Origin of the sequence: Occallatibacter sp. (genome assembly GCF_036502485.1) — a bacterium.
In the GTDB taxonomy this organism is placed as follows: Bacteria; Acidobacteriota; Terriglobia; order Terriglobales; family Acidobacteriaceae; genus Telmatobacter.
On the sequence record NZ_DASXYM010000131.1, the window covers coordinates 1 to 23,326 of the forward strand.

At 61.5% G+C, this 23,326-nt stretch carries 17 protein-coding genes; 15 read left to right on the plus strand and 2 right to left on the minus strand.

What is annotated here, in order from left to right:
* On the minus strand, positions 1–488 hold a 488-nt coding region (locus VGL22_RS17015; protein ID WP_465268141.1), incomplete at its 3' end, for a class I SAM-dependent methyltransferase.
* A 123-nt stretch (positions 489–611) separates the two neighbouring features.
* Here VGL22_RS17015 and VGL22_RS17020 point away from each other — a divergent pair.
* The 5 genes from VGL22_RS17020 (at position 612) to VGL22_RS17040 (ending at position 6,424) form a co-directional block, all read left to right on the plus strand.
* Positions 612–1,727, plus strand: a complete 1,116-nt coding sequence (locus VGL22_RS17020; RefSeq protein ID WP_465268142.1) for a DegT/DnrJ/EryC1/StrS family aminotransferase — start codon at positions 612–614, stop codon at positions 1,725–1,727.
* A 162-nt stretch (positions 1,728–1,889) separates the two neighbouring features.
* Positions 1,890–2,534, plus strand: a complete 645-nt coding sequence (locus VGL22_RS17025) for a site-2 protease family protein (RefSeq protein ID WP_465268143.1) — start codon at positions 1,890–1,892, stop codon at positions 2,532–2,534.
* 115 nt (positions 2,535–2,649) lie between these two features.
* A complete protein-coding gene (gene trpS / locus VGL22_RS17030; RefSeq protein ID WP_465268144.1) occupies positions 2,650–3,690 on the plus strand; it encodes a tryptophan--tRNA ligase in 1,041 nt (346 codons plus the stop codon).
* Between the two features lie 7 nt (positions 3,691–3,697).
* Entirely contained in the window at positions 3,698–4,870 is a 1,173-nt protein-coding gene (locus VGL22_RS17035; protein WP_465268145.1) for a segregation and condensation protein A, read from the plus strand.
* A gap of 318 nt (positions 4,871–5,188) precedes the next feature.
* Positions 5,189–6,424, plus strand: coding sequence for an esterase (locus VGL22_RS17040; RefSeq protein ID WP_465268146.1), 1,236 nt, complete (start codon positions 5,189–5,191; stop codon positions 6,422–6,424).
* Positions 6,425–6,606: 182 nt separating this feature from the next.
* Here VGL22_RS17040 and VGL22_RS17045 read toward each other — a convergent pair whose 3' ends face one another.
* Entirely contained in the window at positions 6,607–10,095 is a 3,489-nt protein-coding gene (locus VGL22_RS17045; RefSeq protein ID WP_465268147.1) for a protease pro-enzyme activation domain-containing protein, read from the minus strand.
* A gap of 241 nt (positions 10,096–10,336) precedes the next feature.
* Here VGL22_RS17045 and VGL22_RS17050 point away from each other — a divergent pair, with 241 nt between their 5' ends.
* The 10 genes from VGL22_RS17050 to VGL22_RS17095 all read left to right on the plus strand — a co-directional run.
* Positions 10,337–13,249, plus strand: coding sequence for a UPF0182 family membrane protein (locus VGL22_RS17050; protein ID WP_465268148.1), 2,913 nt, complete (start codon positions 10,337–10,339; stop codon positions 13,247–13,249).
* A 33-nt stretch (positions 13,250–13,282) separates the two neighbouring features.
* Positions 13,283–15,196, plus strand: a complete 1,914-nt coding sequence (locus tag VGL22_RS17055; protein ID WP_465268149.1) for a M2 family metallopeptidase — start codon at positions 13,283–13,285, stop codon at positions 15,194–15,196.
* Between the two features lie 360 nt (positions 15,197–15,556).
* Positions 15,557–16,663: a cytochrome c oxidase subunit II gene (coxB, locus tag VGL22_RS17060; RefSeq protein WP_465268150.1), complete on the plus strand. Its 1,107-nt coding sequence runs from the start codon at positions 15,557–15,559 to the stop codon at positions 16,661–16,663.
* Positions 16,664–16,681: 18 nt separating this feature from the next.
* On the plus strand, positions 16,682–18,394 hold the full coding sequence (ctaD, locus tag VGL22_RS17065; protein WP_465268151.1) for a cytochrome c oxidase subunit I: 1,713 nt from the start codon (positions 16,682–16,684) through the stop codon (positions 18,392–18,394).
* A gap of 9 nt (positions 18,395–18,403) precedes the next feature.
* Positions 18,404–19,000, plus strand: coding sequence for a cytochrome c oxidase subunit 3 (locus tag VGL22_RS17070; protein ID WP_465268152.1), 597 nt, complete (start codon positions 18,404–18,406; stop codon positions 18,998–19,000).
* Positions 19,000–19,917, plus strand: coding sequence for a hypothetical protein (locus VGL22_RS17075; RefSeq protein WP_465268153.1), 918 nt, complete (start codon positions 19,000–19,002; stop codon positions 19,915–19,917). The genes VGL22_RS17070 and VGL22_RS17075 overlap by 1 nt, the downstream gene beginning before the upstream one ends.
* Complete coding sequence (locus VGL22_RS17080; RefSeq protein ID WP_465268154.1) at positions 19,914–20,678, plus strand: c-type cytochrome; 765 nt, start codon at positions 19,914–19,916, stop codon at positions 20,676–20,678. The genes VGL22_RS17075 and VGL22_RS17080 overlap by 4 nt, the downstream gene beginning before the upstream one ends.
* 39 nt (positions 20,679–20,717) lie before the next feature.
* Entirely contained in the window at positions 20,718–21,392 is a 675-nt protein-coding gene (locus VGL22_RS17085) for a QcrA and Rieske domain-containing protein (protein ID WP_465268155.1), read from the plus strand.
* Complete coding sequence (locus tag VGL22_RS17090) at positions 21,332–22,867, plus strand: cytochrome b N-terminal domain-containing protein (protein ID WP_465268156.1); 1,536 nt, start codon at positions 21,332–21,334, stop codon at positions 22,865–22,867. Before VGL22_RS17085 ends, VGL22_RS17090 begins: the two co-directional genes overlap by 61 nt.
* A 6-nt stretch (positions 22,868–22,873) precedes the next feature.
* Positions 22,874–23,326, plus strand: a 453-nt coding sequence (locus tag VGL22_RS17095; RefSeq protein ID WP_465268157.1) for a cytochrome c oxidase assembly protein, incomplete at its 3' end; no start/stop codon positions are given.

A 23,326-nucleotide genomic window follows, 5' to 3' on the forward strand; every position in this document is an offset into this window, starting at 1 on the left:
CCAAAGGAGTTAAACAGGAATAGCACCACCGGCCCCGCAGGGAAGCCGACCTCCAGCGCGTCTCCGCGCTCCACGCGCACATCCCCGCACACCGCCCGCCCGCCCCGCACCCACCTCCGCAGATTCTTCCCCGCAACTCGAATCAAATCAGCACTTAAATCAATCCCTCGCACCGCCCGGAACGGGTACTCGGAGGCCAGCAGCACCACCCGTCCCTTCCCACACCCCAGGTCGATGAAGGAGTAGTCCTCCACCCCCATGCCGGTCTCCAGGCTCTGCGCCCACAGCGACATAGCCCCATGGAACAGCGATGGCGCGGTGGCGTAATACCCCTCGCTGTGCTGGTCGTGCGCATGTCCAGATAGCAGCCGGTCGGCATAATACAGCCCGGAAGTTTCCACCCCGTTCGCCCGGTCGAACGGATGCGGCGGCTCCGCCTGACTTGGTCGCCGCAGCCACCGCCGCACCCGCTCCGCAAACCTGGTCATGCCCCCAAGCCCTTCGTCGCCGCCTCAGAATCCTGCGCCGTTCGGGTCGGCCTACTCCCCGAAAGAGCCATCCGGCACAACCCCGCCACCGCCGTAAAATCTGAAGAGAAGGAACCGGCCCCCATGAAGATACCCTTACTCGATCTGAAGGCGCAGTACGCCACCATCCGTGAAGAAGTGATGCAGGCCATCGGCGAAGTCCTCGACTCGCAAATCTGCATCCTCGGCCCCAAGGTCGAACAGCTTGAGAAGGAAGTAGCTGCCCTCAGCGACTGCAAATACGCAGTGGGCATGTCCTCAGGCACGGACGCCCTGCTGGCCGCCCTCATGGCCCTCAACATCGGGCCCGGCGACGAAGTCATCACCACCTCGTTCACCTTCTTCGCCACCGCCGGCTGCGTGGCCCGTGTCGGCGCCCTTCCCGTCTTCGTAGACATCGATCCCCGCACCTTCAACATCGATCCGGCGAAGATCGAAGCAGCCATCACCAGCAAAACCAAGGCGATCATCCCCGTCCACCTCTTCGGCCAGATGTGCGACATGGACGCCATCATGGAGATCGCCCACCGCCACAACATTTCCGTCATTGAGGACGCCGCCCAGGCTATCTCCTCTACCTACAAAGGCCGCAAAGCCGGCTCCATCGGCTCCATCGGCTGCTTCAGCTTTTTCCCGTCTAAAAACCTGGGCGGCGCCGGCGACGGCGGCATGTGCGTCACCAACGACCCCGCCCTCCACGAGCGCCTGCTGTTGATGCGTTCGCACGGCTCAAAGCCCAAGTACTACCACAAGCTCGTCGGCGGCAACTTCCGCCTCGACCCCCTTCAGGCCGCCGTGCTGCTCGTCAAACTGCCGCACCTGGACTCCTGGTCCGCCGCCCGCCGCCGCAACGCAGCGCTCTATGATCAGCTCTTTGTCGGATCTCCTGTTGTGATTCCTTTCATCAGCCCCGACTGCGTCAGCATCTTCAATCAGTACTCCATGCGCGTACAGAATCGCGACGCCCTCCGCAAAGCTCTGACCCAGGCCCAGGTCGGCACCGAAATCTATTACCCCGTCCCCATGCACCTGCAGGACTGCTTCGCGGGAAAATGCCGCATCGTCGGCTCCCTCGCCGAGTCAGAGAACGCCGCTAACGAAGTGCTCGCCCTGCCCATCTATCCCGAGCTCAGCCCGGAGCAAATCGGATTCGCTGCGCAAACCGTAAAAGAGGCGGTGCGCCAGGCGCAGCCCGCGTAACACGCGCCGATCCCGGACTCGGAAGCAATCAGGCTGCATGCTACTCTGGAGCTTCCATCAGCCCGGGGTGCCCGTTTGCAATCTGCCGCGTTTACTTTCGCTGTCTTCCAGTTCGTCCTTTTGATCTTTTCCCTTACTTTTCACGAGTGTTCTCATGCCTGGATGGCCTCCCGGCTAGGCGACCAGACAGCACGCTTGCAGGGACGAGTGACCCTGAATCCCATCAGCCACATCGACCCGGTGGGCACCCTGCTTTTCCCCGGTCTCGCCATCTTCGGCCCGTTCCTGGGAATGGGCATGTTCAGCGGCATGCTGATTGGATGGGCCAAACCGACACCCGTCGTTACGCGCAACTTCGCTAAGATAAAGCGCGACGACAACCTGGTCACGCTGGCCGGCCCGGTGTCGAACCTCATTCTCGCAGTGTTTGCAGTGCTGGTTTTGCTGGTGCTGATTCATGCGGTTCCGGGCACCGACAACTCGCCGAGCGGCCGTGATGTCGTAATGGCCACCTTCCGGTACCAGCTTCTGGCCGGCGCAAACTCAAGCATTCAGGCTCTGGCGTTGCTGGGCGTTGCCGCCATCGAGATCAACCTCTCTCTGTTCATCTTTAATCTGTTTCCCGTTCCGCCCCTGGATGGCAGCCACCTGGTGCGCAACATGCTTCCGTATAACGCGATGCAAATGTACGATCGCATCCCGTTCTGGCTGAGCTGGTTGCTGATGATTCTGGTCGGCGGGACAGTCATCCGGCTCTTCCTCATGCCGGCGCTCGCAGTCATCTTTGTCGTTCTTTCGCGGGCATAGCGCGATCTGCGCACGCTGCCAGCCGCCCGGTAGAATAGTTGCAGCCGTTCCCTCCAACTCCTTGGTCTCCGGCCGGCTGTGATCTTCTGCTTCACTTCGAGGAACGACAGGCACAATGGCAGACTCTGCAGCAACGATCTCCCGTCCGCGCGTCTTGAGCGGCATGCGACCCACCGGCAAGCTCCACCTCGGCAACTACATGGGCGCACTCCATAACTGGGTCAACCTCCAGAACGGAGGCCAGTACGACTGCTACTTCTTCATCGCCGACTGGCACGCGCTCACCACGGATTATGCCGACCCTTCCAACGTGCTCCAGAATACGAAGGAAGTGATTCTCGACTACCTGGCCGCGGGACTTGACCCTGCCCAATCCGTACTGTTCGTCCAGAGCCACGTCCCCCAGCATGCCGAACTCCACCTGCTGCTGAGCATGATCACCTCGCTGGGCTGGCTGGAGCGCGTGCCCAGCTACAAAGAGCAGCAGGAAAACCTCGTCGGCAAAGACCTGACGACGTACGGCTTCCTCGGTTACCCGCTCCTCCAGGCCGCCGACATCCTTATATACCAGCCGAAGTTTGTCCCCGTGGGGCAGGACCAGGTGGCGCACGTCGAGCTGACCCGCGAGGTGGCGCGCCGCTTCAACCAGTACTACAAGTTGGACGGTCGTGATGTGCTGCCCGAGCCTGACTCATTGCTGACCCCGTCGCCCAAACTCCCCGGGACCGACGGCCGCAAGATGTCCAAAAGCTACGGCAACACCATTTTGCTCAGCGATCCCGAGCCCGAGGTTCGCAGGAAGCTGAAGACGATGGTGACCGATCCGGCGCGCGTACGACGCACTGATCCGGGTGACCCGGACAAGTGCCCGGTGGGCGACCTGCACAAGGTCTTCTCGCCCCACCAGACCATCGAAAAGGTGTATGCCGGGTGCCGCACCGCGGGAATCGGCTGCATCGAATGCAAGGGATGGGCCGCCGACTCGTTGGTGCAGATCCTCAATCCCATCCAGCAGAGACGGGCCAGCTACAGCGACTCCGATGTTCAGGACGTGCTGAAGGAGGGCGCCAATCGAGCCCGGGCCCGCGCCGAACAAACCATGGTGGAGGTGCGTGCCGCCATGCAGTTGACCCCGATGCCTCAGGCGGTGCGATAAAGCCGTGATGGATCAGTTCCCCAATCCGACCGTTGCCACTGTCGTCGACGAGAGCACTCGTGAATCCGCCGCGCGGATTCCTGAAGACGGCCCGTCGCCTATGATCGATCCCCCAGCGCCCGGTGAGCCGCTGCCAGACCCCGATCCGAATCCGGCGCCGGATACGCCTGATCCAGAGCCGGACCGCGACCCGCATCCGGGGCCGCCAGCGGGACCGGACCCCGATCCGACCGATCCGCCGCGGGGCGATCCGCCAACGAATCCAGATGTAGAACCGATCAAGGCAAAGGCTCTCCGCACAACTGTCCACGACGCAGGTCCTGAACTCGTCCTGACGCATCCTGAGCCCCCGCCGCCCAAACCCGCTCCCAAGCCTGTACCCAAGCCGAAGAAGGCGGAGGAGGAGCAGTTCTCGCCCTTCGACGTGATGGTGGGCAAGGTGTACGACGGGCCGCTCGACCTGCTGCTCGACCTCATTCGCAAGCAGGACATCGATGTCTACGACATTCCCATCGCCCGGATCACCGCGCAGTTCCTGGCCTACGTGAACCAGCTCAAGGCCTCCGACGTGGACGTGGCCGGCGAGTTCATTTACACCGCGTCCTTGCTGATCCACATCAAGAGCAAGATGCTCCTCCCCCGGGAGAAGGCCGGTCCTGAAGATGTGGCCGATGATCCGCGCCGCGAACTGGTGGAACGGCTGCTGGAGCACGAGCGCTTCAAGAACGCGGCCCAGATGCTGCAGCAGAAGCAGATGCTCGAGGCCGCCACCTGGACCAATCCGGGAATTCGCGAGTTCAAGCACGATGCCGCAGCCGAACCGGAGATTGCCGCCGACACGACCGACTTGGTCCGCATCTTCCGCGACATCCTGGAGCGGGCCCGCAAGCGCCCTGTCTTCAACGTGCAGGACGATTCCGTCACGGTTGGCCAGATGATCCAATTCCTCGGACGACGCTTGACGATGGAAGACAAGCCGGTGTCGCTGCGCAAATTGCTGGCGCACACCCGGTCGGAGCGCGGGTTGGTTGCCATCTTCCTCGCCCTGCTTGAATTGGTGCGCCTGCAGGCGATTCTCCTGCGGCAGGACCAGGCATTCAGCGAGATCTTCGTCAAGAAAAGCACGGAGTTTGACACCGTGGTCACCGAAGGTCTCGCAGTGCAAGACGATTGGAAGTAGGTCGTCGCGGAGGTTTTTTCCTCTTCGGTAGACACCTCCTGCCTGCGGCAATCAGGATGACTCGCCGCAGGCGATTCCCTTCGGCTTTCAATCCAAAACGCGTTCCGCGTGCGCCCTCCCTCGTACGGCGCGCAACCCAGTTGTTCAATCTCCAATTGAACTCAATCCACTGCCAACATTCAGCGCCTGCAGCGCATTGGTTGCCTCGCCGCCTGCGCCGCTGTGGATACAATTGCGTGAGCCGTCGGCAATGCAGTTTCATCCGTTTGCGGAGCGCCCTCAGATCCAGTGCGGGCCGCGGGTTCAGGAGGAGTTTCGATGATGCGGTCCGGTAATGGCTTCTCTAAGAGGTCAGTCGCCCTCAGTATGGTTTGCATGTCGGCAGCGGCGTTCGCGCAGCAGGCGCCCCAGCAACCCGCCACGTCTCCCCAACGCCCCGCGTTTCAAATGCCCGCACCCACACCCAACGACACCCTCAAGTCCGCCGAGGTGCAGCCTGATCGCCGCGTTCGGTTCCGCATCTGGGCGCCCAATGCCGCGGAAGTCAAACTGCACGCCGAAGGCCCCGAGGCGACTCCCGATATCACCCCGCAGGAAGCCTACAAGAACATGGCCGGCGTGCCGCTGGTCAAAGGCGACCAGGGCATCTGGGAGGTCGTGATCGGTCCCATCGAACCCGGCGTCTACCGCTATACATTCACAGTCGACGGCGTCAGTACTACCGATCCGCGTAATCCGCTCACGTCCCAGTCGCTCACCCACGCGTCAAGCATGTATGAAGTTCCCGGCGCTGATTTCATGGAGTACAAGGCCGGCGTGCCGCACGGCGCCATTGCGAGCGTCTACTACGACTCCTCGGCGACGAACGGTCAGCGCCGCATGCACATCTACACGCCGCCTGGGTATGAGGCGGGAACGTCGCGCCTGCCCGTGCTCTATCTGCTGCACGGTGGCGGCGATTCCGATGATTCCTGGAGCACTGTCGGTCGCGCCGGGGCCATTCTCGACAACCTTATCGCCGCCGGAAAAGCCGTTCCCTTGATCATCGTGATGCCGGCCGGCCACATCTCCACGGAATTCCGGCTGACCCCCGGGATCCGCATGGGGCACGACGCCTTCAATGACGACCTGATCAAGGTGGTCTTGCCTTATGTCGATGCCCACTACCGCACCCTCGCAGACCGCGATCATCGCGCCATCGCGGGCCTCTCCATGGGCGGCGTGCAGTCCCTGAATATTGCGCTCGCCAATGCACCGGACTTCGCCTATGTGGGCGTATTCAGTTCCGGCTGGTTTCCTGATTCACTCAAGGAGGAAGAAGATACGGACCTCGCACAGTACCGCGCCTCCCGCAAAACCTTCCGTCTCTTCTGGGTGGATGCCGGCAAGTACGACATTGCGCTGCAAAACAGCCACGCCACAGTGGACGCGCTCATGAAGGCAGGCATTGCTGTTGAGGATCACGAGAGCGGAGGGTTCCACGCATGGAACAACTGGAGAGATTATCTCAACGTGTTCGCTCCCCTGCTCTTCAGGGCTGGCGATTCGCATTAGAACCGCGCTCGCACTGCTGGTCTGGCTGACTATTCTGACCGCCGGCGCCGACATTGCGACAAGCGATGCTGCCGGTGTCAGACACAACAAAGCCTGCGACCTCGACTCGCAGGCTTTGCCTCTTAAGGAAGGGTCGCCGCCTGTCGTACTGGCGGCGGCAAACCGCTCCCATTCCGAATTGATCAGTTCACGTTGACAGAGAAGTAGTCCTGAGCCGTGACGGTTCCCGTGGCCACATCCACTGCTCTGAAGGTCACCGTGTATGTATCCGCGGTGGTTCCGGGAACAGTCGAGCCGCCGCCACCACCACCACCACCTGTGGACCCGCCACCTGAGGAGCCGCCGCCACCGCATGCGCTCAGCCCGCCCACCGACATGAGCAACGCCGCAAGCAACATCAGATAACGCCGCCGGAAGCGCCGCGCAGGCATAAGGCACAGCAGCAGAGATCCGAGGGCAACTGTCGCCGGTCCCCACGGTGTCCGCCGACCATTCGGCCGCACCGTGGCGCTTTTCGTCGGCGCCGTAGTGTTGATCGTTAATGTTGATTCGGCTCCTTGCGTGCTGGTGATCGTACCTTTAGCCGGGTTGAAGCTGCATGTCGGAATGTGCTGATCCCCCGCATTCTTCCCGGCAACGCTACAGGTGAGATTGACGTCGCCTGTGAAACCGCCGGACTGCCACACGTCCACGAGTGCCGTGAGATTTTGCCCGGCAGATACGGTGCCGAGCGGCGATTCGTTGCTGAAGCTCAATTCCAGCCGCTGCCCCGCTGTGTTCCAGCAGCTTGCCACGCACGTCACCTTCACTGGAGCAGAGTCGCCTGAAGCGTTGAAGTTACTGTCGCCGGCAAAAGTTGCCATGATCAAGTTGTCGCCCGGCGCCAGCTGCGTTGAATCCACCTGGAAGTACACCGCAAAGCAGAACGTCGAGACCGCCTGGCACGCGCCTGTATAGCTGCCCTTACCCAGCACGACGTTGCGCGTAATATCAGTGAACGTGACACGATCCCCGCTGCCATAGAAGCCTGCATTTGCCGGCAGGAGAGCCGATATCTGGGCCGTGATCTGCACTGCGTTCTGAATGGTCGAGGTGTCGCTGGCCAGTACAGAAATCGTGGTGTTGACCGGTGCAATGGTGAAGTTGATGGGACCCGCGGTACTCCCGTTGTAGCTCAGATCGCCAGGATAAGTGGCGGTTATGGAATGCGATCCCGCCTGCAGATTGATCGTGTTGAACTCGCTGTTGCCGGTCGAGTCCAATTGGGCCTGGTCGCCCGATCCATCCGTATAGAACATCACCGCGCCCGTAGCGTTCGTTACCGGGTGGTTGCTGCCCGACTGCGACACGCCCACGGGCTGGGCATTCATGGTGATGAACGCGCCCAGCGGCACCGTCCTTCCCGCAAGGTCTACAAGCTGGTACGACGAATTGACCGAATCCACAGAAAGCTTCAGCACACTGTCTTCCGGGGTCACCGTCACCTTCACCGGTTGCGAAATGCTCCCGCTATGCCCACCGTCTCCGCCGTAGCTGGCAAATAGGTTGTAGGTTCCTCCTGGAAATTCGCTGTAGCTGCCCGAGGCAGACCCGCCGCTCAGCGCAAACATCCTGGCTGTCGTGCTGCCGGTCGCAAACTGCTGGGACGCATAATCATCCGTGATCGCAACTGCGCCGCTCGCGGAGGTCGGGTTCACTCCGGCGGTAACGGCCACCGCGGACCCGTGTGTGAAGGTCGTTTTATCCAGCTTCAGCGTCGTCGTCGTCGCGCCCCGCGCGTCATCGTTCCAGTGATTCACCAGCAGCGTCGCATCCACACTGCCCAGGCCAGTTGCCATGTTGTACTTCGCCTGCGCGTTGTAGCCGGTGAGGAAGTTGTTCGACCCGCAGTTCGGTGTTCCGGTCTTGCAATAGACCGAGTTGTTGCCGCTGGCAATGGAGTGAAAGATCGAGGGCGTGGTCTGCGCCAGCTTGTACAAAACCCAGTTTGCCTGCCCCAGCCGGGTGCCCGCCCCCAGCTTCTGCGTCACCAATGCCAATATTCCCGCCAGTGCCGGAGCTGATGTGGAAGTCCCCCCGACCCCATGGATACTTGAATTCGCTCCGGCGTCGCAATCGCTCTGGATACACAACGCCCATATGGCGTTATTGTGCCCCGTTCCCGCGAACAGGGAAACGTCCGGCAAGTCGCGCACTGCGTCGGTATTACTCGGCGAGAAGCCGATCTGCCAATCGGGTTTGGGATAGCCGGCAGATCCACTCGCAGCGCTACTGACGCCACCCCCGCCGGACCAGATGTTGGTGTGCCCGGAGCCGTCCAGCAAAGGCGAATTGGATGCCAGCGCGCCATTGCCCTTGGTTGAATCGTTCCACGGTTCCTCCGGAATATAGTTCAGCGCAGATGTAAAATTCGCGCTGTTCGTCGAGCTTGCGTAGGTCGAAAAGCTCTTGCTCAGCGCGTCAAAGTCGGTGCCCCCAACCGCGATGTTGTAAGGCGTGGATGCCAGGCCGTTGACGCCGAACCCCTGCGTGGCTGCGATCACCAGATTCGGGTTATCGCAGCCGGCAGAACCGGAGTCGCCGCTCGAAACCGTCACCGTGACGCCCTGCGCGGCTGCCTGCTCCCACGCGTTGAGTACCTGCAGATTGCCCGCAGTGCCCAGCGCCGCCTCGCACGCTCCGTAACTCACGTTCAGGATGCTGATCTTGTTGTCGTCAAGGGCGCGATATATGGCCAGGAACAGTCCCGACTGGAATGCCGTGTCCCCGGCCGCGTAGTAGAGCACGCTCGCTCCGGGGGCAAGTGCGCCTGCAATCTCCACATCGCCGCTTGCCTCCACTTGGTTGGCCGATTGATCGAAGTTAGAGGAATTGCCGTCGTAAACGGTGATGGCGCCCTGAAAATTGAAGCTGTCCAAGCCGAACAGCTCACGGTAGAACGTATCGCCTGAGGAGTCGAGCAGCGTCGTTCCGGCCACGCCGATCGTCACGCCCGTTCCGTCGAAGGTGGCCTGTCCTGCAGCCAGCCGCGTATTCAGCGAATTTGGCGCGTTGTAAATAGTCGCCGCATCTCCCGGGCCCAGAAACAGGTACTTCGTTCCATTGGAGGAGAGAGTCAGATCGGGCGTGAAGCGGTTCAGTGTCGCGTCCCACTTGCCAGACGGTCCCGTCACGACGTTCGGCGCAGGCTTGAAATCATTCAGGCTCGCCACCCCTCCCACCACCGGCGCGAGCGCAGCGGGAATCTGCGGATCGGCAACATTGGCCAGGTGCTCGGCGCCTGCGATGCGGAAACGGTGAATCGCGGTGTGGAACGCCAGTTCAACCTGTTCCACCGTGCCTGAAAATTCAATAGCCGTGCGACCCTTGTTCATGCCCGCCACGCTGAATCCGTGATCCTGCAACCACTCCTCTACCTGTGCTGCGTCCGCGTCGGAAATCCCGAACCGGGCGCCAAACTCCTCCGGCGTCAGGAATTTGCGGAACCGAGCCGAACCCGGATCCTGCACTTCACGCAGATAATCGATCAACGCATCGTTCTGCTGGGGGCTGCGCTTCAGGATCAGCATAAGCCGATCGGCCTTGGCCGACCCCGCAGCCGGGCCCACGTCGAAACGCGCCTGCGCCAGTGGATGAACATTTCCCGCTAGCGTGACACGGGAAGCCTCCACCACGGGCGAACTGATCAGCGACGATGCTTGCGGGCCTTGACTCTGGGCTTGAGCGCGACCAGAAGAACTAACCAGGACACCCACAAAACAGCAAAAAACAGACAGAGAAATGCGCTTGCGCACCGGAGCCCCCAGACACATAACAGCAGATTGTGATTTGGCTTTCGCGACCAGAGTGTATCACGACATGGAGTCAGCCAATGAGCCGCCACGTCCGCAAAAGTCCCAGTCAGCAGGGCTGATGCTGTGCCGACCGCACATCGCGGTGAGCACTCCCGGCGTTACAATGACCACTGCCGTGCGCAAACGCGCGCAGACGGCGAAAGCGGGCCATCCATTGCACGATACCGTCATCCTTCCTTCGCATTCCACACACCCGGGCCGCCGCCGGATCTGGATACTCCTCGCCGCCATCATCCTCATCCTCCTTCTAAGTTTCCGCACGCTCGTGTCCTTATATGTAGATAACCTCTGGTTCTCCTCGCTGGGCTATGCCACCGTGTTCTGGAAGTCGCTGCGCCTGGAGTGGACAGCGTTCGCCGTGTTCGGCACCGCTTCCTTCATCGTTCTCTACGGCTGGTGCCTTGTGCTGTTGCGGGTCACGCGCCACGACGTGCTGGCCGCGGGAACCATCCGGTTCGGCGACCGCGTCCTGCGCATTCCGCTCGATCGCATGTTGCGCTGGGGCTCCCTCGGCATCTCGCTGCTGATCGCACTGGGCGCGGGAGCCGGCATGATGTCGGATTGGACAAAGTTCGCGCTCTACCTGCATCAGCCGCAGCTCGCGGGCGGCTTCACTGACCCGATCCTGGGGCGCCCGCTCGACTTTTACCTCTTCACGCTCCCCGCCTGGCAGTCGCTCGCCGGATGGCTTCTTACCCTCGCCATTCTCATGTGCATCGCCGCGGTGTTCTCCGCCCTGATCTCCGGGGGATCGCGCATCTCCATCCACGGGTTCGATCGCTCCTCGCCGCTCCCATGGAACCTGTTTTCGATCCCTGTCGCGTTTCTGCTGCTTGTGATCGCATGGCGGGTCTATCTCGGCCGCATCGAACTCGTCATTACCGATCACACCGTGTTCAGCGGCGTCACGTACACCGACGCGCACGTGTTTCTCACCGGCCAGATGTTTGTTTGCCTGCTTCTGGTCGCCGGTGCCGCTATCGCGCTCCTCAATCTCGTCGCTCGTCCCGGACTCCGCTGGATCGCGCTCGCCCCCATTCCCGCCATCGCCTGCTACTTCGCGGTGCAAATCGTCGCCTGGTACGTGGCCAGCTTCATCGTGAAGCCTAACCAACTCGCGCGCGAGCAGCAGTACATCAGCCACAACATCGATTTCACGCGCCGCGCCTATGCACTCGACCGCGTGGCCCAGCGCGAGTTTCCTGCGCAAACCGAATTGGCAGCCGCGGAACCCGATCAGAATCAGGACACGCTGCGCAATATCCGCCTGTGGGACTGGCGCGCCCTCCAGGACACGCTGCGCCAGATCCAGGAGATTCGCACCTACTACGACTTTCCCGATGTCGACATCGATCGCTATACGCTCGACGGAGAGACGCGGCAGGTGATGCTGGCCGCGCGCGAGCTGAACATCGACAAGCTGCCCGAGAGCAGTCGCAACTGGATCAACGAGAAACTCATCTGGACTCACGGCTACGGCGTCACCATGAACCCGGTGAACGGCTTTACGCCGGAAGGCATGCCCACCCTGCTGCTCTCCAACATGCCCATTCAGCGCGCTGACTCCGCTCCGGCCGTGACCCGCCCCGAAATCTACTTTGGCCAGCTCACCGACACAGACGTGTACGTGAAGACTCGCCAGAAGGAGTTCAACTACCCGCAGGGCGAGACCAACAGCCTTTCCTCCTACGAAGGAACAGGCGGCATTGAAATGGGCGGATTGCTGCGCCGTGTGCTCATCGCGTTTGATCGCGGCGATGTCACCAAGGTCCCCTTCAGCGATGACATAAGCCCGGACAGCAGGCTTCTCATGCGCCGCAACATTCGTGACCGCGTGCGCGGCCTCGCGCCGTTCCTCACCTTCGATTCCGACCCGTATATCACCATTGGCGATGACGGCCGGCTGCGCTGGCTTCTGGATGCATTCACGACGGCCGACACCTATCCGTATGCCACCCACTACGAGCTGCACAACGAGCAGATCAACTACCTTCGCAACAGCGTGAAGGTAGTGGTGGATGCGTATACCGGCGACACCACTTTTTACGTGTTCGACACCACTGACCCCATCATCGCCGCCTGGCGCGGCATCTTCCCTGATCTATTCAAAGACGCCTCGACCATGCCGCAGGACCTGCGCCGCCACGTGCGCTATCCGGAACTGCAGCTCAAACTGCAGGCAATGGTCTACGGTCTTTACCACATGACCGATCCTGTGGTGTTCTACAACCGCGAAGACCTGTGGACGGTGGCCTCGGAAGTGGGCATGAACGAAAACAACGAGCAGGCGTCTCTCCCCATGGAGCCGAATTTCGTGCTGATGAAGCTGCCGGAGGCTCACGAAATCGAGTTCATCGACATACTCCCGTTCACGCCCGCCAACCGCAACAACATGATCGGCTGGATTGCCGGCCGTAGCGATGGCGACCACTATGGAACGGCCATGGTCTACAACTTCCCCAAGACCCGCCTGGTAGACGGCCCTCTCCAGATCGAAGCGCGCATCGACCAGAACGCGCAGTTATCCGGGCAGCTCACACTCTGGAATCAGCAGGGCTCGCACGTGCGCCGCGGCACGCTGCTTGTCATTCCCTGCGGCAAGGCGCTGCTCTACGCCGAACCTATTTACCTGCAGGCGCAGCGCAGCCCAATGCCCGAATTACGCCTGGTGGTGCTCGCCCTGCAGGACAAGCTCGCTTACGGCGCCAGTTATGAGGCTGCGTTGCAGGCTCTCTTCGCGGGCGCATCGTCGTCCATGACTGCAGAGGCCTCCGCACAGCAGAATGCAGCCGCGCCCAGCGGCAACAAAGCTGCAGCCGGGCCGCCTGACACCAATGCCCTTATTCAGGCTGCTGCGCGCGACCTGAACGACTACCAGCGGTTCACCGCCGAAGGCAAGCTCGCCGATGCCGGCCGCAAGCTGGAACAACTGAAGCAGAAGCTGGATGCATTGAATGCGCGTTTAAGGTAAAAGCTCAACCTGAAGCGATGGGATCTTATGGGTATGCCGATCAGACAAATTGCTGTATCTGCTCTTCTGGGCGTTGCCGTCTTTCCCGTATGCGCGCCCGGACCAATCTGCGCTCAGACCAATGCCGGCGCTCAGCCCACGGTTGAGGAAGCGCGACAGTTTCTCGATCGCGCCAATGCCGACCTGCTCAAGCTCACTGTCGCCGCCTCGCATGCGCAGTGGACCGATGAGACCTACATCACCGAGGACACGGAAGCAACTTCCGCCTTGCTCAACGAGCAAGCCACCGCCCGCATACTGGCCATCACGGCGGAGAGCCACCGCTTTGATCACGTCCAGCTGCCGCCGGAACTTCATCGCCAGATCATGCTGCTGCAGGTCAACGTGCCGGCCGCGCCCAAAGATCCAAAGCTCCTGGCCGAGCAGACCCAACTGGCGGCTCAGCTTACCGGCATGTATGGCAAAGGCAAGTACTGTCCCACACCCGACAACTGCATGGGCGTTGACGCAATCTCCGACATCATGGCGCACTCCCGTGATCCTGAGGAGCTGACGAAGCATTGGGTTGGCTGGCATGCAGTCGGCGCGCCCATGCGCGACAAATACGCTACCTTTGTTGAACTGCAGAACACTGGCTCACGCGAACTGGGCTATCACGATACCGGAGAACTCTGGCGTGCCGGATACGACATGACGCCCGCCCAGTTCTCTGCCGAATTGGAACGCGCTTGGGATCAACTTGAACCCTTGTATCGAGAACTGCACACCTATGTGCGTTCCCGGCTCATCGCAAAATACGGCAAAGCCGCCGATCGTCCTGACGGCCTCATCCCGGCCCAGCTTCTCGGCAACATGTGGGCGCAGGAGTGGGGCAACATTTACGACATCGTCGCGCCCACTGATCCCAAGTTCTCGCAATTCCAGCCCGTGGACCTCGAGTCTGCGCTCAAAAAGCAGATCGCGGAGAAGGACCCCGCCGCCGCGCCGGCCTTTGCGTCGGGTGCCGACCTCAGTTCCGACAAAGGCCATGCCGCCACGCTGGCAGCCGGCCGCGACATGGTGCACTACGGCGAAGACTTTTTCAAGTCGCTGGGATTCGCGCCATTGCCAAAAACCTTCTGGGAGCGCTCCCAGTTTGTCCATCCGCGTGACCGCGACGTGGTGTGCCATGCCTCCGCCTGGGACGTCGACAACGTCGAGGACCTACGGGTCAAAATGTGCATCGAGGTCAATGCCGATTACTTCACCACCGTGCACCACGAGCTGGGCCACAACTTCTACCAGCGCGCCTACAACAAGCAGCCCTTCCTCTTCCGGAATGGCGCCAATGACGGCTTCCACGAAGCGATCGGTGATTCAATCGCGCTGTCTATTACACCCGCCTATCTGAAGACCCTCGGCCTCACCGATTCAGAGCCGCCCGCTGAAGCGGACATCCCGCTGCAGTTGCGCACCGCGCTCGACAAGGTGGCGTTTCTGCCCTTTGCGCTGGCTCTCGACAAGTGGCGCTGGGAGGTCTTCTCCGGCCAGATCAAGCCGGCCGATTACAACAAGGCCTGGTGGGACCTCCGCGCGAAATACCAGCGCGTAGCGCCGCCGGTAAAACGCACCGAGGCCGACTTCGACGCCGGCGCAAAAAATCACATCCCTGCCAATGTGCCCTATGCGCGCTATTTCCTCGCGCGAATTTACCAGTTCCAGTTCTACAAGGCCATGTGCGACGCCAGCGGCTACAAGGGCCCGCTCAACCGCTGCAGCTTCTACGGCTCAAAAGCGGCCGGCGATAATCTGAATCGCATGCTTGAATCCGGCCAATCCAGGCCCTGGCAGGAAACCCTGAAGCAAATGACCGGCACCGACCACCTGGACGCTCAGCCCATGCTTGACTACTTCGCGCCCTTGTACGCGTGGCTGAAGCAGCAGAACCAAACCGCCCCTGCGCAATAGCGCACTACCGATAACAACCGGCGCAGACCACGTGCTGGTCTGCCCCGGTTGCGTCTCACGATAAACCGAAATCGAAATATCTGATTGCGATACCTTGTTGCGCATGTTGTTCCGTGCAACCTGTTTACTGCGCTAAGATAAAGCCACTGGACGCGCCTGCAGATCGATTCCCCGCGCGCCTGCGCTGTTAACCTGCAACGCATACTACGGTGGGATTTCCCCGTTTCTGAAAAGGGCAACCGCCCTTTGGCGACGAGCATCGTACCGGTTTTTCCGGTTATCTGGATTCACGACACCAGAATGCGAGCACAACAGAACTCGACGATATTCCTCTGCCGATCCATTGCAGTGCCTGCCCTGTTGGCATTTTCTACAGCTGTGGCGCACGCCTCGCTGCCCGGCTCCATCTTCGCGCCGCATTCCACGCCGGCGCATGAAGAGCATCAGCTCTCCATCTTCGTTCTGTGGATCACGCTTCTCATCTATCTGGGCGTCAGCGGACTGCTCGTCTACGCGCTGGTGCGCTTCCGTGCCCGGCCCAACGACGATGCCGAACCACCCCAGGTGTTCGGCAGCCTGCAGATCGAGTTGTCGTGGACTATCATCCCCATTCTGATCATCGTGGTGCTTTTTCTAGGCACAGCCCGCGTCCTCTTCTCCGTGCAGGACGCAAAGAAGCCGCCTACTGCTCTTGATGTCCTGGTCATCGGCCACCAGTTCTGGTGGGAGTTCCGCTATCCGCAATACAACGTAGTGGCGGCCAATGAGCTGCATGTACCCACCAGCTCGAACTCTGCTCCACGCCCTACATTCATGAAGCTCACATCCGCTGACGTGATGCACAGCTTTTGGGTGCCGCAGCTCAACGGAAAGACCGACCTGCTGCCCAATCGGGTGAATGAAATGTGGATTGACCCGCAAACCCCCGGCATGTACGTCGGCCAATGCGCGCAGTTCTGTGGTCCACAACACGCCAAGATGCTGCTGCGCGTCTACGTCGACACTCCCGAAGATTTCGATAAATGGATCAAGAACCAACAACGCACCCAGGCCGAACTCGCCGCGCCGCACATCGCGATGGCCTCGATTCCAAATCCGGGCAATCAAACCAGGGGCCCCCTTCCACCCAATTCGCCCGCGACGCATGGAACCGTGGCCGCGGTTTCCACTGAAGCTCCTGACAATGCAGTCAACGCGCACAATGGGCAACTCGTCTTCGAACGACAGGCCTGCATCAATTGCCACGCGGTCGGCGGTACTGTGGCCAACGGTCGCTACGGCCCTGACCTCACGCACCTCATGAGCCGCGACACGCTGGGCGCGGGCGCGGCTGCCAATACGCCCGGCAATCTGCTGGCATGGATCGCCGACCCCAACACCTTCAAGCCCGGGTGCCTCATGCCCGCAATGCATCTCAGCGAAAGGCAGAATGCGCAGATCACCGCGTACCTGCTCACCCTTAAGTAGTCACGCACGGAGCGACGAATGGCGGACCAGAGTTTGCCGGCGGGGCAGGGAATCCAGGCAGGTCACGGAAGTGAAACTGCGCTCGACCGAACGTCTGCACACGGCACCTACCTCGAACTCGTCCACAGCTGGATCGTCACCGTCGACCACAAAAAGCTCGGCATCATGTACATCGCTTACGCCCTGGTGTTCCTGCTGGTCGCCGGCGCTGAGGCGATGCTGATCCGGATCCAGCTCATCAAGCCGCACAATGATTTCCTCTCGCCCTACAGCTTCAATCGCATGTTCACCATGCATGGAACGACGATGGTGTTCCTGGTGGGCATGCCCATTCTGTTCGGATTCGGCAACTATCTTGTGCCGCTGATGATCGGCGCGCGCGACATGGCCTTCCCGCGGCTCAACGCCTTCAGCTTCTGGGTGAGCGCCTTCGCCGGCTTGCTGCTTTACTACAGCTTCATCGGCGGCGTCGGCCTCTCCGGCACGGGATCGGCCCCTGACATTGCCTGGTTTGCCTATGCGCCGCTCACAGAGAAGGCCTTCTCGCCCGGCCATACCACCGACTACTGGGCCATCGCTATCCTGGCCAACGGCATCGGCAGCATCGGTACCGCCATCAACATCATCGCCACAGTGTTCTGCATGCGTTGCAAGGGCATGACCCTGATGCGCATTCCGCTGCTGCCGTGGCTTTACGCAACCATGTCGTTCCTGGTGCTGGTTGCCGTCAGTCCGCTCACGGCGTGCCAGGCGATGCTGCTCATTGACCGCTACCTCGGCGGCCATTTCTTCGACACCCAGGCCGGCGGCTCAGCCATCTTGTGGGCACATTTCTTCTGGATCTTCGGCCACCCCGAAGTCTACGTGCTGGTGCTGCCCGCCTTTGCCTTCGCGAACGAAATCATCCCCGTCTTCTCGCGCAAAGCCATCTTTGGCTACCCGGCCATGGTCGCTGCGTCTGTCGGCATCGGATTCATCAGCCTCGGCGTGTGGGCGCACCACATGTTCACCATCGGCATGACATCCTTCGGCAACGCGTTCTTCACGCTCTCCACGATGCTGGTCTCCATTCCCACTGGCATCAAAACCTTCAACTGGCTCGCGACTATCTGGGGCGGCAAGGTGCGCTTTGAGACGCCCATGCTGTTCTCCGTAGCCTTCCTGTTTCAGTGGGTCATCGCGGGTCTCACCGGCATCATGCTCTCGGTCTCAGCGTGGAACTGGCAACTGCACAACTCTTACTTCGTCGTAGCCCACTTTCATTACGTGCTGGTCGGCGCCATCGTCTTCATGATCTTTGCCGCGCTCTACTACTGGTATCCCAAGATGACCGGGCGCATGCTCGATGAGAGGCTTGGAAAATGGCACTTCTGGCTCATGGTCATCGGCTTCCACGTCACGTTTGACACCATGCATTTCCCCGGCCTGCTCGGCATGCCGCGCCAGATCTACACCTATGAGCCGGACCGCGGCTGGAATTCGCTTAACTTCATCGTCTCGGTGGGCGGCTTTATCCAGGCCATCGCCATTCTGATCTTCGTCTACAACCTGATCCACTCCTATTTCCGCGGTGAGGATGCCGGCCCCGATCCGTGGGACGCGTGGACGCTGGAGTGGGCCACCGCATCGCCCCCGCCGGTGTACAACTTCGCCATTGAGCCCGAAGTCGCAAGCCGCCGTCCCCTGTGGGACCGTAAGCATCCTGAAGATCCCGATTCCGCCTTCGAATAAGAGGAGAAGATGGCTACAGTTCCCCTGCAACACGGCAATCGCGACACGGAATGGAAGCTGCCCGCGCGCGGCACCGTCGCCATGGCCAGCCTCATCACGGCCGAGTCCTCCATCTTCACCATCTTCGTCGTTGCTTACCTTTACTACCTCGGAACCGATGTCCAGGGCCCCCATCCCAAAGACGTGCTCGAGGTTCCGTGGTTCTATAGCGCCTGCCTGCTCTCGTCCAGCTTCTTCATCTGGCTTGCCGAGCACGCCATCGACCGCGCCAAAATGGCGGCCTTCCGCCTGTGGTGGGCGGTCACCATTCTCCTCGGCCTCATCTTCCTCTACGGCACGGCCGTCGAGTGGCACAAGCTCATCGTCGAGGATCACCTGACCATCAGCACCAACCTCTTCGGCACCACCTATTACTCTTTGGTCGGCCTGCACGCCTCGCATGTCGTCGTAGGCCTCCTCATGATGCTGTTCGTCATGATCTTTTCCTTGATGGGCGCTGTAGGCCCGCAGCACGCCTATCGCGTGAAAACGCTGGCGCTCTACTGGCATTTTGTCGATGCCGTTTGGGTTGTGGTATTCACCGTTGTTTACGTGGTGGGTCGCTGATGGACGAGCAAAGGCATCTCGATCCTCACGCCGCGCAAAGCGATGTCCAGCAGGGCACTGTGCATCTGCCTGCGCCCACTGCGTGGCCGTTTCTCATGGCACTCGGCGTTACGCTTATGGCCGCCGCGCTGGTCACCAGCATGTGGATCATCTGGCTCGGCATCTTCCTCTTCGTCGTCTCTGCCGTGGGATGGTTCCGCGCCGTGCTGCCCCACGAGGCACACGAGAACGTGCCGGTGACGGAAGAGTTCTTCTCCTTCGTGCCCGCTTATGAAAAAGTCGCGCGCATTGAGATCGACGAAACCCATCGCGCGCAGTTGCCGCTCGAAACATTCCCGGTCACAAGCGGCATCAAGGGCGGTATTGCCGGCGGCCTCGCCATGGTCATCCCCGCCGAGATCTACGGCATTATCCGCTATCACAGCATCTGGTACGTGGTGAACCTGCTGGGCGGGGCCGGCGTCGGTGTCTGGACCAACCCCACCGCGGAAGAAATGCGGCAATTCCGCCTCGATGCCTTCATCACCGCCAACATCATTCAGGGCGCCACCACGCTGCTCGTCGGAATTCTCTACGGCGCCATGCTGCCCATCTGGCCCAGGCGGCCCATGTTGCTCGGCGGCATTATTGCGCCCGTTGTGTGGACCGGCCTGCTGCACAGCGTTCTCGGGATGGTCAATCCGTTCCTGGCCGAGCGCATCGATTGGTGGTCGTTCGCCGCATCGCAGGTCATCTTCGGACTTGTCGCCGGATACGTTGTCTCGCGATCCGGCCACCTCAAGCGTCTTCGCCAGGTACCGCTGCCCGTGCGCCTGGGCATCGAGGCGCCCGGCATTCACCTGGGCCACGAGGGCCACGAGAGCCAGCATGGTAGCGAGGGCCACGCCGGCGACCCGAAAGACGAGAACCGCAAATGAGACGGATCGGCTTACCTGCATGCCTCGCTGTTCCCTTCGCCCTGGCGATGGCGGGATGCAATCTGCCCGGACGTCCCGAGCCCGGCCCAGAGGTCCCGCGGCCTGAAGCGGTCATGTCGTTCGACAAGCTCTATGGCGAGAATTGCGCCGGCTGTCATGGCGCTAACGGCCAGGGCGGCGCCGCGATCGCCTTGGCCAATCCCGAATACCAGGCCCTCATCGACGACCAAACCATGCGCGATATCATTGCCAACGGCGAAAAAGGTACGCTGATGCCCGGGTTCAGTATTCACGCAGGCGGAGAACTTACTGACGCGCAAATCGATGCCTTGATGAAGGAGATGCGCGCCCGCTGGCGCAAGCCTGACGCCTTCGGCGGCGACACGCCGCCGCCCTACAAAGCCACACACGCCGGCGACGCTGCCAAAGGGCAGCAGGTCTACGCCGCGGCCTGTGCAAGCTGTCATGGAGAATCGGCGCAGAAGCCCGGCAAAGATGGCTCGATTCTCGATGGCTCACTGCTCGCCATCATCAACGAGCAGACGGTGCGCAGCATCGTGATCGCGGGGCGGCCGGACATTGGCCAGCCCGACTGGCGCAACCACATCAAGGGCCGCGCGCTCACGGATGACGAGATCTCAAATGTTACAGCGTGGCTGATGTCCCAGCGTTCCGCAACCCCCGGCCAGCCCTATCCGAACACCGCGCCCAATTCCGAAAAGCCAGGAGAACCACAGCCGCAGGCAGGCGCAAAGCAATGACGATCAACCGGAGCATGACTCCCCAGGGAAGCATCAATCATGGATGAGAAACTTCCGCCGCCCAGTCACGAGGAACAGGAGCAACGCCTGCATCAGGAGCGCGTGTCGCGGCGCACATTTCTGATGAACGTCGGCATTGCCCTCAACGCCGTCGTGGTCGCCGTGGTCGCCGTACCCGTGGTTGCGTATCTCTTTGGTCCGGTCCTCCGCCGCAAGGAGTACCTGCAGTGGATCGCGATCGGCAACGCAACTGACTACTCACCCGGCGAAACGCGCCTGGTCACATTCCAAAATCCCTTCACCGATCCATGGGATGGAGACACCGCCAAGGTGCCCGCTTATGTGCGCTGCGTCGATGCCGGCAACTTCACCGTCTTTGCCATCAATTGCGCGCACCTCGGCTGCCCGGTGCGCTGGTTCAGCGAGTCGCAACTATTTATGTGCCCTTGCCACGGCGGGGTCTACTACGCCGACGGCAGCCGCGCCTCCGGCCCTCCTGAGCGCGGGCTGTTCACGTATGACGTGAAGATCGACGGCGGCAAGCTCATGATCAACGCCGGCCAGATGCCCACGCTGCGGAACCGCGCCGGCTCCGGCCCGTGCCCCGGAAGCACCGAACCCAAACAGCCCGCACTCGTCGCGAGGATTGAAGCATGCCCGAGTACAGACCCGGCCACCAAGGCCCCTGGTACAAACGCGTCTACGATTGGCTAGAACGGCGCGTACAAATCGAAGGGCCTGTCAAGGAGGCCGTGCTGCACCCGGTGCCCAAAAGCACCGCCAGCTGGTGGTATGTCTTCGGCTCGGCCAGCCTCACCCTGCTCATCCTGCAGGTGGTCACCGGCATCATGCTGGGCCTTGTCTATGCGCCTTCCGCCGCGCACGCATGGGACTCGCTGCAGATTCTTAATCACCAGTTGCCCCTCGGTTGGTTCCTCCGCGCCATGCATGGGTGGGGATCCAGCTTCATGGTCGCGGTCGTGCTCATTCACATGGCGCAGGTGTTCCTCTTCGGCGCCTACAAATTCCCCCGCGAGCTCACGTGGATCGTCGGCGTCTTCATGCTGCTCATGACGCTCGGCATGGCCTTCACCGGCCAGGTGCTCCGCTTTGACCAGGATGCGTACTGGGGCCTCGGCATCGGCGCTTCCATCATGGGCCGTGTGCCACTCATCGGCGGCCAGTTAGTGCACATCATGCTGGGCGGTCCCATCATCAGCGGCGCCACCCTCACGCGATTCTTTGCCCTCCATGTATTCGTCATTCCCGGCACGCTGCTGGCGCTGACCGGCCTGCATGTGTGGATGGTGCTGAAGCTCGGCATCAATGAGTGGCCCGTCCCCGGCCGCATCGTGCGCCGCGAAACCTACATCGAGGAGTACAACGAGCTTGCTCACAAGGGCATTCCCTTTGTGCCGGGCGCAGTCTGGAAAGACCTCTTCTTCTCCGCCGCAATCATCCTTGCTGTTGCGGTCTGCGCCGCCCTCTTCGGGCCCTACGGCCCCAAGGGCTACCCCGATCCCACCATCATCAACACGGTCCCCAAGCCGGACTTCTTCTTCCTCTGGATCTACTCCGTGCTCTCGTTTCTGCCGCCGGAGATGGAGACTCCCTTCATCCTCACCGCACCGGTCGTGGCCATCCTCATCCTTGTCGCTCTGCCGTTCGTCGCCGGTGTCGGCGAGAAGAGCTGGTGGCGCCGTCCCGTTGCTGTGTTCATGGTCATGTTCCTCGCTGTCTGCTGGGGCGAACTCACCCACCTCGGCACTTACACGCCGTGGAGTCCCCAGATGACCGCCTGGAGCGGCGCACCCGTTCCCGCCAATCTGCTACAGAATCGCACTCCGCTGGAGCGCAAAGGCGCGGTCGTCCTGCAAGCCAAACAATGCCGCAACTGCCATTCCATGGGCGGACTCGGCGGAATGCGCGGTCCGGCGCTCGATGATGTTGCTACCCGCCTCACTGAAGATCAGCTCTATCGCCAGGTGCTCCTGGGCGGCGGCAACATGCCGGCCTATGGCAGCGCCCTTTCGCCCGCGGAAACCACCGCGCTGGTGAAGTTCCTCATCACACTGCGGCCCGGCTACCGGCCCGCTGCTCAGGACGCCTCGCGGCAGATAGCCGGGCAGGCCGGCGTTCCTCCCAACTCCACCGTCCGCCTCGGCGGCACCCAGATCAGCCCCAAGTAGACGGCCATGCTGCCTCTCCTCATCGTCGACGCGGATGCCCTTCCGCAGAACCTGTGGGCCGCATGGTCATTGCCGCTTGTGCCCCTCATTGCGCTGGCCATCACGCTCGCTCTCTATCTCCGAGGATGGCTGGCGGCGCATCGCACCCGGCCACAGGAACTTCCCGTGAGCCGCGCGGCCTGCTTTGTCGGCGGCATTCTCGCGCTCTGGGTCGCCTTGGCATCGCCCATTGACGCGCTCGACGACTACCTGCTGAGCGCGCACATGATCCAGCACTTCATCCTCATGTCGGTAGCACCGCCGCTCATCGTGCTAGGGGCGCCAACCGTGCCTCTTCTTCGCGGACTGCCGCGCCCCATCATCCGTCTGCTCTCACGGCCCTTTTTTCGCGCGCCATGGTTCCACGCGCTCTGCCGCTTCCTCACCCATCCCGTCTTTGCGTTTTTGGCGATGAATATC

Bases quoted from the DNA above. Each gene is read 5' to 3' on its own strand.
- VGL22_RS17020 (WP_465268142.1), top strand. From the start codon at position 612: ATGAAGATACCCTTACTCGATCTGAAGGCGCAGTACGCCACCATCCGT.
- VGL22_RS17025 (WP_465268143.1), top strand. From the start codon at position 1,890: ATGGCCTCCCGGCTAGGCGACCAGACAGCACGCTTGCAGGGACGAGTG.
- trpS (WP_465268144.1), top strand. From the start codon at position 2,650: ATGGCAGACTCTGCAGCAACGATCTCCCGTCCGCGCGTCTTGAGCGGC.
- VGL22_RS17035 (WP_465268145.1), top strand. From the start codon at position 3,698: ATGGATCAGTTCCCCAATCCGACCGTTGCCACTGTCGTCGACGAGAGC.
- VGL22_RS17040 (WP_465268146.1), top strand. From the start codon at position 5,189: ATGATGCGGTCCGGTAATGGCTTCTCTAAGAGGTCAGTCGCCCTCAGT.
- VGL22_RS17050 (WP_465268148.1), top strand. From the start codon at position 10,337: ATGCTGTGCCGACCGCACATCGCGGTGAGCACTCCCGGCGTTACAATG.
- VGL22_RS17055 (WP_465268149.1), top strand. From the start codon at position 13,283: ATGCCGATCAGACAAATTGCTGTATCTGCTCTTCTGGGCGTTGCCGTC.
- ctaD (WP_465268151.1), top strand. From the start codon at position 16,682: ATGGCGGACCAGAGTTTGCCGGCGGGGCAGGGAATCCAGGCAGGTCAC.
- VGL22_RS17070 (WP_465268152.1), top strand. From the start codon at position 18,404: ATGGCTACAGTTCCCCTGCAACACGGCAATCGCGACACGGAATGGAAG.
- VGL22_RS17075 (WP_465268153.1), top strand. From the start codon at position 19,000: ATGGACGAGCAAAGGCATCTCGATCCTCACGCCGCGCAAAGCGATGTC.
- VGL22_RS17080 (WP_465268154.1), top strand. From the start codon at position 19,914: ATGAGACGGATCGGCTTACCTGCATGCCTCGCTGTTCCCTTCGCCCTG.
- VGL22_RS17085 (WP_465268155.1), top strand. From the start codon at position 20,718: ATGGATGAGAAACTTCCGCCGCCCAGTCACGAGGAACAGGAGCAACGC.
- VGL22_RS17090 (WP_465268156.1), top strand. From the start codon at position 21,332: ATGCCCGAGTACAGACCCGGCCACCAAGGCCCCTGGTACAAACGCGTC.